The sequence below is a fragment of the Flavobacterium sp. RHBU_24 genome, from assembly GCF_046613695.1.
Classification (GTDB): Bacteria; Bacteroidota; Bacteroidia; order Flavobacteriales; family Flavobacteriaceae; genus Flavobacterium.
On the sequence record NZ_JBKJHD010000009.1, the window covers coordinates 124,135 to 140,611 of the forward strand.

General features: G+C 40.4%; 15 protein-coding genes. 10 read left to right on the top strand and 5 right to left on the bottom strand.

The genetic code is table 11. From position 1 onward, the window contains the following. Positions 1 to 16: 16 nt before the first annotated feature. The 5 genes from ACLI09_RS10885 to ACLI09_RS10905 form a co-directional block, all read right to left on the bottom strand. Positions 17 to 1,195 carry a hypothetical protein gene (locus tag ACLI09_RS10885; RefSeq protein WP_411419648.1) on the bottom strand — a complete coding sequence of 393 codons (1,179 nt, stop codon included), beginning with the start codon at positions 1,193 to 1,195 and terminating at the stop codon, positions 17 to 19. A gap of 5 nt (positions 1,196 to 1,200) precedes the next feature. Next, positions 1,201 to 2,037, bottom strand: coding sequence for an N-acetylmuramoyl-L-alanine amidase (locus ACLI09_RS10890; RefSeq protein ID WP_411419649.1), 837 nt, complete (start codon positions 2,035 to 2,037; stop codon positions 1,201 to 1,203). A 144-nt stretch (positions 2,038 to 2,181) separates the two neighbouring features. Next, positions 2,182 to 3,672: a sodium:solute symporter gene (locus tag ACLI09_RS10895; RefSeq protein WP_411419650.1), complete on the bottom strand. Its 1,491-nt coding sequence runs from the start codon at positions 3,670 to 3,672 to the stop codon at positions 2,182 to 2,184. 3 nt (positions 3,673 to 3,675) lie between these two features. Then, positions 3,676 to 4,833, bottom strand: a complete 1,158-nt coding sequence (locus tag ACLI09_RS10900; protein WP_411419651.1) for a sensor histidine kinase — start codon at positions 4,831 to 4,833, stop codon at positions 3,676 to 3,678. Positions 4,834 to 4,845: 12 nt separating this feature from the next. Then, a complete protein-coding gene (locus ACLI09_RS10905; RefSeq protein WP_411419652.1) occupies positions 4,846 to 5,253 on the bottom strand; it encodes a response regulator in 408 nt (135 codons plus the stop codon). Positions 5,254 to 5,396: 143 nt separating this feature from the next. Between ACLI09_RS10905 and recR the strand changes: the two genes are divergently transcribed. The 10 genes from recR (at position 5,397) to ACLI09_RS10955 (ending at position 16,332) form a co-directional block, all read left to right on the top strand. Next, positions 5,397 to 6,017 carry a recombination mediator RecR gene (gene recR, locus ACLI09_RS10910; protein WP_411419686.1) on the top strand — a complete coding sequence of 207 codons (621 nt, stop codon included), beginning with the start codon at positions 5,397 to 5,399 and terminating at the stop codon, positions 6,015 to 6,017. A gap of 161 nt (positions 6,018 to 6,178) precedes the next feature. Next, the gene (locus ACLI09_RS10915) at positions 6,179 to 7,177 is read left to right on the top strand and encodes an SDR family oxidoreductase (RefSeq protein ID WP_411419653.1); all 999 of its coding nucleotides are present in this window, start codon (positions 6,179 to 6,181) and stop codon (positions 7,175 to 7,177) included. Beyond that, positions 7,174 to 8,421 (top strand): nucleotide sugar dehydrogenase, encoded by a 1,248-nt coding sequence (locus tag ACLI09_RS10920; protein ID WP_411419654.1) that lies wholly within the window; start codon positions 7,174 to 7,176, stop codon positions 8,419 to 8,421. The genes ACLI09_RS10915 and ACLI09_RS10920 overlap by 4 nt, the downstream gene beginning before the upstream one ends. 68 nt (positions 8,422 to 8,489) lie before the next feature. After that, entirely contained in the window at positions 8,490 to 9,884 is a 1,395-nt protein-coding gene (locus ACLI09_RS10925; RefSeq protein WP_411419655.1) for a UDP-glucose 6-dehydrogenase, read from the top strand. A gap of 20 nt (positions 9,885 to 9,904) precedes the next feature. Next, the gene (rfbB, locus tag ACLI09_RS10930) at positions 9,905 to 10,951 is read left to right on the top strand and encodes a dTDP-glucose 4,6-dehydratase (protein WP_411419656.1); all 1,047 of its coding nucleotides are present in this window, start codon (positions 9,905 to 9,907) and stop codon (positions 10,949 to 10,951) included. A 29-nt stretch (positions 10,952 to 10,980) separates the two neighbouring features. Then, entirely contained in the window at positions 10,981 to 11,850 is an 870-nt protein-coding gene (gene rfbA / locus ACLI09_RS10935; RefSeq protein ID WP_411419657.1) for a glucose-1-phosphate thymidylyltransferase RfbA, read from the top strand. Continuing rightward, positions 11,847 to 12,392 (top strand): dTDP-4-dehydrorhamnose 3,5-epimerase, encoded by a 546-nt coding sequence (rfbC, locus tag ACLI09_RS10940; protein WP_411419658.1) that lies wholly within the window; start codon positions 11,847 to 11,849, stop codon positions 12,390 to 12,392. Before rfbA ends, rfbC begins: the two co-directional genes overlap by 4 nt. A 94-nt stretch (positions 12,393 to 12,486) precedes the next feature. Further along, positions 12,487 to 13,485, top strand: a complete 999-nt coding sequence (locus ACLI09_RS10945; RefSeq protein ID WP_411419659.1) for a mannose-1-phosphate guanylyltransferase — start codon at positions 12,487 to 12,489, stop codon at positions 13,483 to 13,485. Between the two features lie 889 nt (positions 13,486 to 14,374). Continuing rightward, complete coding sequence (locus tag ACLI09_RS10950; protein WP_411419660.1) at positions 14,375 to 15,016, top strand: hypothetical protein; 642 nt, start codon at positions 14,375 to 14,377, stop codon at positions 15,014 to 15,016. Between the two features lie 131 nt (positions 15,017 to 15,147). Then, positions 15,148 to 16,332, top strand: a complete 1,185-nt coding sequence (locus ACLI09_RS10955; RefSeq protein ID WP_411419661.1) for a hypothetical protein — start codon at positions 15,148 to 15,150, stop codon at positions 16,330 to 16,332. Positions 16,333 to 16,477 lie beyond the last annotated feature (145 nt).

A 16,477-nucleotide genomic window follows, 5' to 3' on the forward strand; every position in this document is an offset into this window, starting at 1 on the left:
ATATTTTAGGCTCAGTCTATCCTTCAGACTCGCTTTTGCTAACCGTAATATTTATTGTAGATTGCGATACGGTAATGCCTGTTTTAAGGCTGCCCTCAAGGTTTATGTGTTCACCATCAACTTCCTGCGCCCACTCTGCTGTAATCTGGTAGATGCCACGGCTTAGTTTTTTAACTACAAAAATACTTTCCTGGTCTTCGCCGGTGGTAGGTGCGGTTATGGTTTCGCCGCCGTGCAACGGCTCCAGTGTTACTTTTGCCCCGCCCAGGCCTATCTCCAGTATACTGTTGCGTAGCTCGCCGGTAATACTGCTGTCAAGATCCAGCTTTATGGTAATGTCTTCCACATCCACGCTCCCCGCCGGTGCAGTGCCCTGGGCAACTGTAGCGTTTGCATTGCCCGGCAATATTACTTCCTTAAGGCGTTCCAGCAGCGAGATGAGCCTCGAGCTGTAAAAGCCGCCTATAAAGGCAAATACAATTACCCCCTTGCTCGACTCTATATCTACAACCTGCCCCGCGAAATAATTGTACCCAAAAACAATTATAAGTGTGCACATGGGAGCGTACAGTAACTTTGCTACCTGCGACGGGATTTCTGAACTGTCGAATACCGAGAACGGGTTATTAGGGTCGGTGGTAGAGTTTTTAGCGATAAGCGTAAAACTGAATATCAAATTGCTGAGCACGCCAAACCACGACCAAAATACAATTTCCCAGTATACCATGGGCCCAATGAGCCAAAAGTTTGAATGTACCCGCAGGCGTACTGTTTTCAGGAACTTTTCAGTTTGGCCAGGTGTTGCCAGGCTTATAAAGGTTGAAATTGATTTTACCTGTTCCGGGTCCAGGCCGTTGTCAAATTCATTGCTGAGGTATAAAATTATTTTATGCTGAACAGCCGGGCAGGTTATACAATTTTTTCCGGATTTTATAACTTTTAAATCAGTTTGAGCACTATTCACAGTTAATAAATCTGCATCGCACTCTTGTGGGCATAGTGAATCTATAATTAGCATATTTGAAATCTGCTCTTTTTGATCCTCACTAAGTTTAGTAAATTCATAGTTGCTTTTGAAATGGCAGTCTCCAAAAAAATGCAACAGTAAATATCCAGTTACAACAGCAAGCAATGTACACACTAAAGCAATGAACCATTCGTGTTCTTTCAGGTTTTTTAAATTAATGGCTTTCATAACAATCAGATTAAATATTTAGAACTTACCCATTCCTGCGCATGTGTACTGATGAGGCTCCATTCGCCGAGGCTTTGGTATACCGAAACCTTAGTGTCTTTTGCCAGTGTTTTTACTATAGCGAATCCGGTGCCGGCACCTGCCCTTACGTTAAGCTTGGCCGCGTTTACCTTTTTACCCATATAGACCGGCGCAGCCCCAGGTACCAGATTTTGCATTTGCGTTTTTATAAGCGGATAAAAGTTATTCTCTGCCGCTGTTATGGTATTCCCTTTAAAGGCGTCGCCCGGTTCTGAAAAGAAGCCCGTGCCGGGGCAGGTTTTTTGAAGCTGGTTTCTAAGTACGTAGCCTGAATTAATTTCGATATCATTAAAGCGCTTGCCACTACCGCCATACCAGTGGTGGTACACTACAGTATTTTTATTTGGCTTAAGGCCAAATTCCTGGCACAGTACAGCATTGGTAACCAGTATGGCTTCCCGGTGATCGGGTGTCATCTGGTCTTTACCTTCATCAAAATTACCCAGGTGTTCTATACATATTGCACCTGTATTGGCACCTGCTATGCCGGCTGGCGTAAGATCTATGGGGCGGCAAATGGCTATCGTGCCGTTAGGAAAAGTGGTAATGTTTTGTCCTATATCGTTCCAGCCCCGCTCCAGATGCGATTTACGCATCGATTCGAGCCAGTACATCTCGTCAGGCCGGTTCTGGAAATGGGCATAACCAGGCACCCAGGTATGGTGGTTCTGGATAAATGTAATTTTTCGTTTGTAATTATTCTTTACGATATGGTCTATAAATTGCTGGGGCGTAAAGACATGAAATACTGCTTTTGCCATAATATGGGGTATCAGATTAAAAAAATAGTTAACTGTAAGGTATAAAGGTAATTAACTAATTTTTAACATAAATACCCATTAGTGGGGATTTTTGCAGTGTATCCTGTTATCAAAATCGCCAGATTTATGTATAGCGAAAGCACTTTATAGTTTAGCTTTCCTGCTTATTCCCAGCAACAGCAAAAACGTAATGAGACCGTTTATAATTATCAGTTCGGCATCAAACACGTAGCCACCCAGCCATTCTTTAGAATAGGTGGATATAGCAAATGTAAGGGCGGGCGATAGCAGGCACACTAGCGGAACCAGTTTATCGCGCACACTGAGTTTTTTCATGAACAGCCCAAAGCTGTACAATCCTAAAAGCGGCCCATAAGTATAGCCCGCAATTCGGAATATCATGCTCACTACTGATTTATCATTAAGCGAATTAAAGATAATGATTACTAAAAACATCAGCATCGAGAAGGATATGTGCACCAGGTGGCGGGTGCGTACATTGTTTTCTTTAGCTAAATTTTCCGCTTTGTCCATCCCTAAAAAGTCAACGCAAAAAGAGGTTGTAAGTGCGGTAAGTGCACTATCTGTCGTGGCAAAGGTAGCTGCCGTAAGCCCCAGCAAAAATATTACCGCGGGTACTAGTGTAAGGTGGTGAAAGGCAATTTCAGGAAACAGCAGGTCAGTACGCGGGGCGCCGTCTACCGTAGGTATGGCAATGCCGTATTTATTGGCATAAATGTACAACAGCGCCCCCACACCCAAAAAGAAGAGGTTAATGATAACAAATACTCCGGTAAAAGTAAACATGTTTTTTTGCGCTTCGCCAATGTTCCTGCAACTAAGGTTTTTTTGCATCAGGTCCTGGTCGAGGCCCACCATGGCTATAGTAACAAAAATACCACCCAGTAGCTGTTTTACAAAATGGAACCGACTCCCTATAAAATCTTCATAAAAAAATATTTTAGAGTAATTGCTTTTCTTTACGGTTTCAAAAGCTTCGGGCAGGTTAAAATCAAGGCTGTCGCAAATAAAATAAATGGTAAAAAATACCGATGATACCAGAAAGAAGGTTTGCAGGGTATCGGTAATGATTATGGTTTTGAGCCCTCCTTTGTAGGTGTATGCAAATATCAGGAGCAGTGATATGAGCACGGTTGCCCAAAAAGGTATGTCAAAGGCATCAAAAACATAGGGTTGCAGTACAATTACCACGAGGTATAGCCTAAAAGCCGACCCGATGGTACGGCTGATGAGGAATATCATGGCAGAGGTCTTGTAGCTGTATAGCCCCAGCCTGCTTTCTATATAGCCGTATATAGAGGTAAGGTTAAGCCGGTAGTATAGGGGCAGGAGCACCTTTGCAATAATAATAAAGCCCAGCGCGTTGCCCAGTATAAACTGAAAGTACTTAAACTGTTCGCCTCCGGGAGCGCCCACCTCGCCGGGAACAGATATAAACGTAACGCCGGATAATGCTGTGCCTATCATCCCGAAGGCTACAAGGTACCACTTGCTGTTTTTATTAGCCTTAAAAAAAGTGTCGTTGCTGCTGTCTTTTTTACTTACTACACGCGATATAAATATGAGGATACCGAAATAAATGATAATGATGCAAAGTATGGTTATAGGGCTCATGGACTAAATGTTCTTTATAGGGTTTGCCGGTGTGGCCGGGAGCAGTATGGTAAATTCGGTGCCCTGACCGGGCGTGCTTACCACGCTAATACTGCCTTTATGGTTCTCTACTATGCGCTTGCAAAGGGCAAGTCCAATGCCGGTACCGCTAAATTCGGTAGTCAGGCGCCTGAAGGGCTGAAACGCCTGGTCTGCATATTGCTGGTCGAAGCCTATGCCATTGTCTTTTACACTGATACTGTAATACTGCAAATTTTCAAGCGGAGAATGATTATTAGAATCGTTTACCAATGAAGAATTTACAGTTATTACCGGCTTGCCGGTAGTAAATTTAAGTGCATTGCCCAGCAGGTTTGAAAACAACTGCGCAAGCTGCACCGGTATGCCCTGCACCACAGGAAGCGTGCCTGCTGTAATTGTAGCATTTTTTTCGGCAATCAGCACTTCAAAATCTATTATAACATCGTGTATAACCTCATTAAGGGCTACTGCCGAAAATTGTTCCGGCAACTCTGACAGCCTTGAAAAATTAAGCACATCTTTTATAAGGGTTACCATACGGCTTGCCGAGGCACTAATTTTAGGGAGGTACAACTCAAGATTTTCCCTGTTGCCTATATCCCGTTTTATGAGGTTTATAAATGTTTGTATCTTCCTTATCGGTTCCTGCAGGTCGTGCGATGTTATGTAGGCAAACTCCTCCAGCTGTCGGTTTTGCATAGCGATGCTTTTAGCATCGCGCTCCTTTTGGTCTTCGGCTATCTTCCGTTCGGTAAGGTCGCGGGTTACCTTTGTAAACCCAATAATATTTTTGTTTTCGTCGTGTAGTGCGGTAATAACTACATTGCCCCAAAAAGCTGTTCCGTCTTTTCGCATGCGCCAGCCCTCGTGGGCAGCCCTCCCGGTAGTTGCGGCTTCAGTAATCAGCCGTTGCGGCAGCTGTGCCTCGCGGTCTTCGGGCAGGTAAAATATCCGGAAGTTTTTGCCTGTTATCTCTTTTTCAGTATAGCCTTTTATTTTCTCTGCGCCCCTGTTCCAGTTTTGTATATTGCCGTCTTTATCTAAAAGTATAATGGCATAATCCTGAACTTCCTCAATCATTTTAAGGTAACGCTGTTGCGTAAGAAACGCAGTATTTTCTGAAGTGTTTTTAGGCTCCATAAAAGGTATTATTTAAGCAAGTACAAAAGGGAGTTGCTTTCCGGTAAAAATATCGCACAGTATGCGTGAAAGGCTATCGATATCTGCGTTTTTGGTTAAAAAAAACGTAGCACCCAGCCGCCGGGTTTCCTCAATGTCTTTGTAGTAAGATGACGTAGAATAAATGACAACGGGCACATGCCGCAGATGGGGTATCGTGCGTATACCCTCCAGGCATTGCTTACCTGAAAGCAGTGGCATATTAAGGTCTAAAAAAATGAAATCGGGTGTAAGCGCTTGGTTATTTAGCAGTTCTAAAGCCTTCAGGCCACATTGCACGGGTGAAAATTTATACGGCTGCCCGCAATCGGCCAGCGCAATCTCAAAAAAATCACGGTCGTCTGCGTCATCATCTATAACAAGGCACTTCACAGGTTGCATATATTTTGGGTGAACAATGTTAATTTGATAAAGATATTTAAAGTTTGCCAGATAAGCAAAAATTGGCTGTAAACCTTGCCGGGGATTTTTATAGCTGTGCCAAATGTACTTGCGATATGCCTAATTTTGTACCTTTGCCCTCTATGGAAATGTCGTCGAAATTACTGGAAATGGCCGTAGCCGAAATATCCCAATTACCGGGTATAGGCAAGCGTACCGCCCTGCGCCTGGCCCTGCACCTGCTTAAGCAGCCGCCCGGCCAAACCCACCAGCTTACAGCCGCACTGCAAAAAATGCGTGATGATATACAGTTTTGCGTGAGCTGCCACAATATTAGCGATACCGAAGTGTGCGCTATTTGTGCCAATAAGCTACGCGATACTACTATAATATGTGTGGTAGAGGATATACGCGATGTAATGGCTATAGAAAACACCGGTTTTTTTAAGGGTATTTACCATGTGCTGGGCGGTAAGATAAGCCCTATAGATGGCATTGGCCCAAGCCAGCTTAACATCGCCACACTGGTGCAAAAGGTAAGGGACGGCGGGGTAAAAGAGATAATCTTTGCGCTTAGCAGCACCATGGAGGGCGATACTACTAATTTTTACATCTATAAGCACATAAAAGATTATGGCGTTATTACATCGGCCATTGCACGGGGTATCGCCATAGGTGACGAACTGGAATTTGCCGATGAGGTAACGCTGGGGCGCAGCATTGTGCACCGTGTACCCTTTGAAAATTCATTAAAAAACATTTAAAAAGGTTATTATAAATTTCAAATTAGTTATAATGTAATTTTCTATGCTAAATGCTGGTAAATCAAAAAAAAGGTAAACTAAACGTAGAAATAACGTGTTGTTAAAATATTACTTTTATATTTGCAAGCAATAGCCAACGCCAGGAGGGAGAAACATTTTTTATGGTAAATGCTGAAATAAAAATTCTTATAACCGGAGGTGCGGGTTTTATTGGTTCGTCATTATGTGATCATTTTATATCGAAAAATTTTCAGGTAGTTTGCTTTGATAATCTGTCAACCGGGAATAAAAAGAACATAGCCCATTTATCAGGGCATTTGTCATTTACTTTTTTTGAAGGCGATATCAGGAATATTGACGATTGCCGCAGGGCAGTATCGGGCGTGCATTATGTACTTCATCAGGCAGCATTGGGTTCAGTACCCAGGTCTGTAAAAGACCCGGTTACTACTAATGATGTAAACGTTGGCGGTTTTTTAAATATGCTTGTTGCCAGCAGAGATGCAGGTATAAAACGGTTTGTATATGCAGCCAGTTCATCTACTTATGGAGATAGCAAAGCATTGCCAAAAGTAGAAGATGTTATAGGGAAGCCCCTTTCTCCTTATGCTGTAACCAAATATGTGAATGAATTATATGCAGATGTATTTGGCAGGGCCTACGGGATGGAAACCATAGGTTTAAGGTATTTTAATGTATTTGGCCGTCGCCAGGATCCTAATGGTGATTATGCTGCCGTAATACCAAAATTTGTTTCGCAGCTCATTAGGCATGAAAGCCCTAAAATTAATGGAGATGGTAATTTTTCAAGAGATTTTACATATATAGATAATGTGGTCCAGGCTAATGAAAAAGCCTTGTTTGTTACAAACCCAGATGCTGTTAACACAATATATAATGTGGCATTTGGGCAGCGTACTTCGCTAAATGAACTCGTGGCCTCGTTAAAAAGATATCTTTCAGCTTACGATCCTGAAATAGCTAATGTAGATACAGAATATGGGGATGAGAGGGCAGGTGATATACCGCATTCATTGGCCAGTATAGACAAAGCCACTATGTTATTAGATTATAAACCCGGTTTTTCTGTGGATGAGGGGCTTGAGGCGGCTATAGGCTGGTATTGGGATAATTTAAAACCCGGAGTAGGTAAAAAATGAAAATAGCAGTTATAGGGCTGGGATATGTAGGGCTGCCACTGGCAGTACTTCTGTCAAAAAAATATCCTGTAACAGGATTTGATATTAAAGCAGAGCGCATTAACCAGTTAAAAAACGGTGATGATGTAACAAGGGAAATTTCGGTTGACAGGATGAAAGAAGCTATGGTAACACATGGTGGCCATGATAAAGGCTTTTATTGTACTGCCGAGCTTGAAGATATAAAAGATTGTAATTTTTATATTATAACAGTGCCTACGCCTGTTGATAAAAATAATAGGCCTGACTTACGTGCATTGTACGGGGCAAGCGAAACAGTGGGTAAGGTTCTTAAAAAGGGTGATATAGTAGTGTATGAAAGCACAGTATACCCTGGCGTAACGGAAGAAGAATGTATGCCGGTGCTTGAACGGGTAAGCGGTCTTAAATTTAATGAAGATTTTTTTATAGGATATTCACCAGAGCGTATAAACCCGGGTGATAAAAATCATACTGTAGATAAGATTGTAAAAGTTACCTCGGGCTCTACGCCACATGCGGCCGATATAATAGATGCGGTTTACGCGTCAGTAATAGTGGCCGGTACCCATAGGGCGCCGTCTATTAAAGTGGCAGAGGCCGCAAAGGTGATTGAGAATTCACAACGTGATATTAATATAGCTTTTGTGAATGAACTTTCTAAAATATTTAATCTACTGGATATAGATACCTATGCCGTATTAGAGGCCGCAGGTACAAAATGGAATTTTTTGCCCTTCAAACCGGGGCTTGTTGGGGGGCATTGCATAGGTGTAGACCCCTATTATCTCGCACAAAAAGCGCAGGAAGCCGGCTATCATCCGGAGATAATTTTAGCAGGGAGGCGGCTTAATGACAGTATGGGCGAGTATGTAACGTCGCAGTTTATTAAAATGATGATAAAAGGGGGGGTTATAGTAAATAACGCTTCTGTGCTTATTATGGGAATTACATTTAAAGAAAATTGCCCTGATGTGCGCAATACCCGCATTGTAGACGTTATTAGAACATTAAGGGACTATAGTGTAAATATAACGGTGTTTGACCCTTGGGCAGATCCGGCTGAAGTATTGCGGGAATATGGGCTGGTAAGTGTTAAAAAATTGCCTCCGGATAAATTTGACGCCGTTTTTATTGGCGTTGCCCATGACGACTTTAGAGAGTTGGATTTAAAAAATGTTTGTAAAACAACAAGTGTTGTTTATGATTTTAAAAAAATATTTTAAAAATTTCGCTTTAAATAAAATAATATTAATTTCGTAACGAGAGTTTAAAACTGATAAGATTTTTTGCAATGAGTAAAATAAAAAGTATTTGCTGTATTGGGGCAGGATATGTAGGCGGACCTACTATGTCAGTAATAGCCGCAAAATGTCCGGATATTAAGGTTACAATTGTAGACCTGAATGTAGCAAGAATTGCTGCATGGAACGATGAAAACCTTGAAAACCTGCCGGTTTATGAACCTGGCCTTGATAAGATAGTGGCTGAGGCCCGGGGCAGGAATTTATTTTTTAGCACCGAGGTAGAAAAGGCTATTGATGAGGCCGAAATGATTTTTATATCGGTAAATACTCCTACAAAAACATATGGACTGGGCAAAGGCAAGGCCGCTGACCTTAAGTATATAGAGCTTTGTGCAAGGCAAATAGCCGCCGTTTCTAAAAGCGATAAAATAGTTGTAGAAAAATCAACGCTGCCTGTGCGTACTGCCGAGGCTATACGCAGCATACTTGATAACACCGGTAACGGCGTTAAATTCCAGATACTTTCTAACCCTGAATTTCTTGCAGAAGGTACGGCCGTTGAAGACCTTTTAGCTCCGGACAGGGTACTTATAGGCGGGGATACCGATGCTGCGGGACAGGAAGCTATACAGGCGCTGGTAGATGTATATGCTAACTGGATACCTAAAGACAGGATACTTACTACTAATGTATGGTCTTCTGAACTTTCTAAACTTACTGCCAATGCATTTCTTGCACAAAGGGTGTCGTCTATAAATGCGCTTTCTGAACTTTGCGAAAAAACGGGTGCAGATGTAAATGAAGTTGCCAGGGCCATAGGAATGGATAGCCGTATAGGCCCTAAATTCCTTAAGTCTTCTGTAGGCTTTGGAGGATCATGTTTTCAAAAAGATATACTTAACCTTGTTTATATCGCTAAGTCTTACGGGCTTAATGAAGTTGCTGATTACTGGGAGCAGGTAATTATAATGAACGACCATCAAAAAAGGCGCTTTGCATCTAATATTGTTAAAACACTTTACAATACGGTATCAGGCAAAAAGATAGCATTTTTAGGCTGGGCATTTAAAAAAGACACTAATGACACGCGCGAATCTGCAGCGATATATGTGGCAGACGACCTTTTGTTTGAACAGGCAAATATTGCCGTTTATGATCCTAAAGTAGAAGAGCATCAGGTGTATGGCGACCTCAATTATCTGGGCAGCAGAAATAAAGAAGAAAACGCTAACCTTGTTACTGTTTTTAACGACCCTTATGAAGCGGTTAAAGATTCGCACGCTATTGCGGTACTTACTGAGTGGGATGAATTTAAAAACTATGATTGGCAACGTATATATGATAATATGAAAAAGCCGGCCTTTGTATTTGACGGGCGTGGTATAATGGATGGCGGTAAGCTACAGGAAATAGGTTTTGTATTCCAGGCTATTGGTAAATAATCACCGTAGTAAACAGCTAAATGAAAAGTATACTTATAACAGGTGGTGCTGGTTTTATAGGGAGCCATGTAGTGCGGAGGTTTGTAAAAAAATATCCGGAATACCAGATTTATAATCTTGACTCGCTAACCTATGCCGGCAACCTGGAAAATATAAGCGATATAGAGCAGGAACCAAATTATACATTTATTAAGGCCGATATTACAGATGCTACTGTACTATCGGCTCTTTTTAAAGAGCATGATTTTGACGGGGTAATACACCTTGCAGCAGAATCTCACGTAGACCGGTCTATAGCAAATCCGCAGGTGTTTGTAAATACTAACGTTACCGGTACGCTAAACCTTCTTAACGCGTTTAAAGACGCCTACGGAGAAAATTTTGAAGGAAAGCGTTTTTATCATATAAGTACCGATGAGGTATATGGTACCTTGGGGGAAAACGGACTGTTTACCGAAACCACGCCTTATGCCCCTAATTCACCTTATTCTGCCAGTAAAGCGGCATCAGACCATTTTGTCAGGGCTTATGGCGAAACCTACGGGTTGCCTTATGTGCTTACTAATTGCAGCAATAACTACGGGCCTAACCATTTTCCGGAAAAGCTCATACCCCTTTTTATAAATAATATTATACAAAATAAGCCGTTGCCCGTATATGGCGATGGTAATTATACCCGCGACTGGCTTTTTGTGCTGGACCACGCCATAGCAATAGACCTGGTTTTCCATAAAGGGCGTAACCACGAAACCTATAACATAGGCGGCTTTAACGAATGGAAGAACATTGACCTGGTAAAGCTGCTGTGCGGAATAATGGACGAAAAGCTGGGCAGGCTCAGTGGCGACAGCGAAAAGCTTATCACGTATGTTAAGGACAGGCCCGGCCATGACTTAAGGTATGCTATTGATGCCACTAAGATTAACAGGGAACTGGGATGGGCGCCTACAGTTACCTTTGAAGAAGGGCTTAATTTTACAATCGATTGGTTCTTAAATAATAAGGACTGGTTAAAAAATGTAACTTCCGGGGCTTATCTTAATTATTATAATAAACAATATTCATAAGGTTTAAAGGGGTAGTTGCCCAATATACTATGAAAGGAATTATTTTAGCAGGCGGGTCTGGCACAAGGCTGCATCCACTTACCTTATCAGTAAGTAAGCAACTCATGCCCGTGTATGACAAGCCCATGATTTACTACCCGCTCTCTACCCTTATGATGGCCGGCATACGCGAGATATTAATTATTTCAACGCCAAAAGACCTCCCGTTGTTTAAAGATTTATTAGGCACCGGGGAAAGGCTGGGATGCAGGTTTGAGTATGCAGTTCAGGCCTTGCCAAATGGCCTTGCCGAGGCTTTTATTATTGCCGAGGACTTTATTGGTACGGACAAGGTGGCCCTTATACTGGGAGATAATATATTTTATGGGGCGGGCCTGGGCGAGCTGCTACAGGCAAATACAGATCCTGTGGGAGGCATTGTATATGCCTACCATGTAAACGACCCTGAACGTTACGGTGTGGTTGAGTTTGATAGAGAAGGGAACGCGCTTTCTATAGAAGAGAAGCCAGAACACCCAAAATCTAATTATGCGATACCGGGCATTTATTTTTATGATAATGAGGTAGTGGCTATTGCAAAAGGAATAAAGCCAAGCAGCAGGGGAGAGCTTGAAATTACCGATGTAAACCGGTACTACCTTGCCAAAAACAAATTAAAAGTTAGTATATTAGACCGGGGTACAGCATGGCTGGATACCGGCACATTTCAGTCGCTTATGCAGGCATCGCAGTTTGTAGAAGTTATAGAAGAGCGGCAGGGCCTTAAAATAGGCGCTATTGAAGGCGTGGCTTTTGAAATGGGCTATATTAACCAGGAGCAGTTTAAAGCGCTGTGCCAGCCGTTGTTAAAAAGCGGCTACGGAAAAAAACTACTCTCTCTTATAGAAACAAATAAATGAATATAGTTTATACACACCTTGAGGGCTGCTTTATACTGGAACCAAAAATAATAAAAGATGACAGGGGTTATTTTTATGAAAGTTATAACAAAAACACTTTTAAAAGGATAACAGGCCTTGACATAAATTTTGTTCAGGATAACCAGTCTTTCTCTACTAAAGGCGTATTGCGGGGGCTGCATTATCAAATAGGTGATGCTGCACAGGCAAAATTAGTACGCGTTATACAAGGTGCAGTTTTAGATGTGGCGGTCGACATCCGTAAAGATTCCGCTACCTTTGGACAATATGTAGCTATAGAACTTAGCAATGATAATAAAAAGCAGCTTTTTATACCACGTGGCTTTGCCCATGGTTTTGTAGTAATAAGCGATGAGGCAGAATTTGCTTACAAATGCGATAATTTTTACTCAAAGGAGCATGAAAGAGGCATTATATATAATGATGGGCAACTTGCAATAAGCTGGCCGTTTAAAAATGATGAGCTCCTGGTTTCTGAAAAAGACAGTATTCTCCCCGCTTTTAAAGACGCGGAGTTATAATTTATAAATAAAGCACTATTACAATCCCGGCAATAATAAAAAAGGGAATGGAGAAATAGGTTTAGTGTTTCAGTCATCTATAAACATATAAAAAATGAGTAAAGTTACACACGTAATCCTTACCGGTGGGGTAGGGAGCCGTTTATGGCCCCTTTCTAGAAAAAGCAGGCCAAAACAGTATTTAGAAATTTTTGGGGGAAAATCTCTTTTTGAAATGACCGCAGAACGTAATACGGCTTTTGCGAGCAATGTTATTGTAGTGGGGAGCAGGGATAACAGGCACCTTACTGAAGAAATACTTGCCGCGGCTGAGGTAGAGTACCTGGATATAGTAGAGGCAGTGCCAAGAAATACTGCGGCTGCAATTGCTTTTGCCGCATTTGCTTCAGACCCCGACGATATACTTATCATTACACCGTCAGACCATATTATAGAGGGAGATATAACCTATAAGGAAGCTATAGAAGAGGCTATAGAAAAGGCTAAAAATGGCTTTGTGGTTACCTTTGGCGTGCATCCTACCAAGCCGGAAACAGGCTATGGTTATATAGAGTATAAAGACGATGAAGTTTTATCATTTAGGGAAAAGCCTAACCAGGTTACCGCTCAGGAGTTTATAGACAGGGGTAATTTTTTATGGAACAGCGGTATGTTTTGCTTTAAGGCAAGTGTACTACTTGAAGAATTAAAGGAATACCAGCCTGAAGTATATGAAAAATCGCTTATTGCATGGGAAGCCAGCAACGGAGGTAAGCTTGATGAAGCCCTGTCTATGGATATACCTTCAATAAGTATTGACTATGCCGTAATGGAGCGCAGCAAGAAAATAAAAGTAGTGCCTGCTGCATTTAAGTGGTCTGATCTTGGCTCTTTTGATTCGGTGTATGATTACCTTAAAAAAACAGGCCACAAGGTTGACGAATTTGGTAATATGGTAATAGGTACAGATGATTTTACCGTTTTCATTGGGGTAGAAAATACCATTTTTGTACACACAGCAAATGCAAACCTTATTTTGCATAAAGAACACTCGCAGGAGGTAAAAAATATATATAGCCAGCTGGAAAAAGCGGGTTCTCCTTTGCTTTCTTAAACAAGGCAACTAAATAATTGGTGTAAAAACTATAAATTTGTTACACTAAGTCCTTAAAACAAGTTGCTTGGCTAAATTCGGTTTTCAGGCAGAATATGTGCACTCTGTAAAATGGGGTACAATCTCCGTAGCTATAAGTTTCCTGAAGCAGTTTTTGCTGGTTCCGGCGTTCATATTAAGTATTGGGGGTCACGGATATGCTTTTTGGCTTTCTGTGACTGCCCTTATTACACTTATAAACGGCCTAAATTCGGGGCATCTACACTATTCGGCTAATATTCTAAGCATTGCTTACCACAAAACAGGTACTATAGATAATGAGATAAGGCAGTTTCAGGGAGCAAGCCTTATTTACTCATTTTTACAGTTATTACTTGGGTTAATTTTTTTCTTTCCGGGTATACTGGCTGCTGTTACAAGTTTTGACAAGCAGTATATAATCAATAATAATCTTCATACTGCCTTTTTGCTTATACTTACTAGCAGGACTGTATATCAATACTTCAGTTCATTTCTTACCCGCCTTTTTGAACCCATAGGAGATATTTACATCAGTTTAAAATACAAAGCTATCGCAGATGTTTTTGAGTTCGCGGTAACTGCTTTAGTTATTTACTTTACAAAGAGTATTTTTTTTACCGCTATAGGTATAACTGTTGTTTGTCTTGTATTTAGCTGTTTAAATTATATATCGCTTAAAAAAAGGGTTCCGTTTGAACTTAAGCTTTTGCAGAAGATTGATTTTGCTTCTGCTTTTAGGTTAATAAGGAAATCTTTTCTGCTTAATACCAGCTTTTGGGTAGAAAAAATTTATGATGTGGGGCTAAATCTCATTATTGTACGCTTTTTTGGTGTAACTACCCTTAATGTGTTTAGTACCAGCCGTGTAATGACCAATATGTTTTACCGGGTTGTAAATGTGATTATTTTACCTGCATTTCCCGAAATACAAAAACAGTATGCACATCAAAACCTGGCGTATATTTATGATAAAGTAAAACTTTACTGGCGCATTTCAGTTTCGTTGATAATAGCTACAGTAACTATAGGCATGCCATTATTGCCCTACATTTATTCGTTCTGGACGAAAAATGAATTACATTTTGATTTTTATATTGTAGGATTTCTTATTGTGGCCATGTCCCTTCAAATTTTTGGTACAATAATTAATGAATTTTTTAAGAAGACAAATTATTCAGCACAGCTCCTTGTTTATAATGTAATAAAACTTGCGGTAACAAGTATCCTTCTTATACTTTTCGGTTATTTTTCTATTTCACAAGGTGTGGCTGTGGCTCTTTCCGCCGGAGAAGGAGTTTCCCTTATTTACTTGCTGTACTGTTTTGCAGGCGTGTTTAAGACGGTTTTAAAACCGATGTATATAATGTACAGGCTTATTCCCGTCTTGTTATTTTGTATTTCAGTAATATTGTTTGTTATTTTAGATAACTATACAGTTTTATTATTATGCAATATACCTGTAATGTTATTCTTTGCATATAAAAAATATCATAACTTACAGCAATGGTAGTATTTTGTTTTATATGGTTCCTGGTTTTATACGGTGGCACATTTTTTATAGCGCACCGGCATGATATTTTTTCACCTTTGCGATTTGTAGCCATAAAGCATGCCCTCTCTAATTTGTTTTTTTTGCTTTTTATGGCAATTAGCCCAGAGAGTTTTTATAAGAAAATACTTGTAGCTTGTAATGTAGGCATTGATGAAGCATTTGGTAAATATACTCTTTTACAAACCATAGCATATATTTCATTAATAGCAGGGATTTTATGTTTTCAAAAACGGCCGGATGAACATCACATGGTTTTGCCAAATGGTAATTACCAATATAAAAACATCAAACATTTAGCATTAACACTATTTGCAACAGGAATGGCGGGCTATGCCTATACCCTGTATAATATAGGCGGTATAGTATATCTGCTTACACATTTGCAGGACAGGGTTGCACTTCAGGCAGGCCAATCGGCTTTAATGCTAATGCAGTTAGCCCCTGTAGGCTGTATAATGCTATTAGTTGCATACGGGCTTGAGAAAAAGAAACTTCTCTTTGTGCTTTTTTTAATCTGCTTTATTTGCCTGGCATTTGCCTATTCAGCTTTTGGCGCGAGAAAAAATACAATTGTACTTATAATTACCTGCATTGTTGCAGTTCATTATGTTATAAAGCGGCTACAATTTAATTTTTTAACGGTTACATCGTTTACCGTGTTATTTTTAATTATTGGCATATATGTAGTTGCTATACCAATAGTAAGGGGCGACCTTAAAAAAGAAGCAGCATCAAATAGTGTGCGGGTATTTGTTTATCATTCATCATACACTTTTATTGATATTTTTGCGGCTAATTATTTTAATAGCGAAAGGGCCTGGAAAATGCAAGGCTATTTTAGTCCGGCAGGTAACGTTTTTAGTACTAAACCAAAAGATTCTTTACCACAAACAGATCAGGGTGTTTATTTTAAGAGTATCGTTATGAGAAATAAAGATTATCGCCCGCCATTGCCGCGTGCCTGTTTAATAAAAACTTCCTGGCCTACAGAGAACTTTGGCTTTGCCTATGCTAACTTTTTGTTGCCCGGGCTTATTATTTGCTTTTTTTTGCAGGGCATGGTTTTTACTTTTTTATATCGCCTGCTCTCTAAAGATTATTATAATCCGGCATTGCTATGCCTGTATGTTATTGCAATACTTACGTTTAATTTTAGCAGTTTACGGATTGCCACATTTTTAAGGATACTTCCGTTTTTATATTTAAGTTATGTTTTGTTTAACTTATTTGGCAGGGGCAAAGGATTGTTAGAAAGTCTAAAAATAAAGCTATAATTCAGGGGCAGTATAATATAGTTTAGTATATTTGTGGCTTCATTGGGTACATTCTAAAATAATTTTTAAATATTTTAAACATAATGTCAGGAGCCTTGCTTTTGATGATGTTTATTTAATGTTTAACTTAAATTAATATAGATAA

Excerpts from the sequence above, each read along its gene's own strand:
- ACLI09_RS10950 (WP_411419660.1), top strand. The coding sequence starts at position 14,375 with ATGACCAATATGTTTTACCGGGTTGTAAATGTGATTATTTTACCTGCA.
- ACLI09_RS10900 (WP_411419651.1), bottom strand. The coding sequence starts at position 4,833 with ATGGAGCCTAAAAACACTTCAGAAAATACTGCGTTTCTTACGCAACAG.
- ACLI09_RS10890 (WP_411419649.1), bottom strand. The coding sequence starts at position 2,037 with ATGGCAAAAGCAGTATTTCATGTCTTTACGCCCCAGCAATTTATAGAC.
- ACLI09_RS10895 (WP_411419650.1), bottom strand. The coding sequence starts at position 3,672 with ATGAGCCCTATAACCATACTTTGCATCATTATCATTTATTTCGGTATC.
- ACLI09_RS10905 (WP_411419652.1), bottom strand. The coding sequence starts at position 5,253 with ATGCAACCTGTGAAGTGCCTTGTTATAGATGATGACGCAGACGACCGT.
- ACLI09_RS10925 (WP_411419655.1), top strand. The coding sequence starts at position 8,490 with ATGAGTAAAATAAAAAGTATTTGCTGTATTGGGGCAGGATATGTAGGC.
- rfbC (WP_411419658.1), top strand. The coding sequence starts at position 11,847 with ATGAATATAGTTTATACACACCTTGAGGGCTGCTTTATACTGGAACCA.
- rfbB (WP_411419656.1), top strand. The coding sequence starts at position 9,905 with ATGAAAAGTATACTTATAACAGGTGGTGCTGGTTTTATAGGGAGCCAT.
- ACLI09_RS10955 (WP_411419661.1), top strand. The coding sequence starts at position 15,148 with ATGGCAATTAGCCCAGAGAGTTTTTATAAGAAAATACTTGTAGCTTGT.
- ACLI09_RS10920 (WP_411419654.1), top strand. The coding sequence starts at position 7,174 with ATGAAAATAGCAGTTATAGGGCTGGGATATGTAGGGCTGCCACTGGCA.
- rfbA (WP_411419657.1), top strand. The coding sequence starts at position 10,981 with ATGAAAGGAATTATTTTAGCAGGCGGGTCTGGCACAAGGCTGCATCCA.
- ACLI09_RS10915 (WP_411419653.1), top strand. The coding sequence starts at position 6,179 with ATGGTAAATGCTGAAATAAAAATTCTTATAACCGGAGGTGCGGGTTTT.
- ACLI09_RS10945 (WP_411419659.1), top strand. The coding sequence starts at position 12,487 with ATGAGTAAAGTTACACACGTAATCCTTACCGGTGGGGTAGGGAGCCGT.
- recR (WP_411419686.1), top strand. The coding sequence starts at position 5,397 with ATGGAAATGTCGTCGAAATTACTGGAAATGGCCGTAGCCGAAATATCC.
- ACLI09_RS10885 (WP_411419648.1), bottom strand. The coding sequence starts at position 1,195 with ATGAAAGCCATTAATTTAAAAAACCTGAAAGAACACGAATGGTTCATT.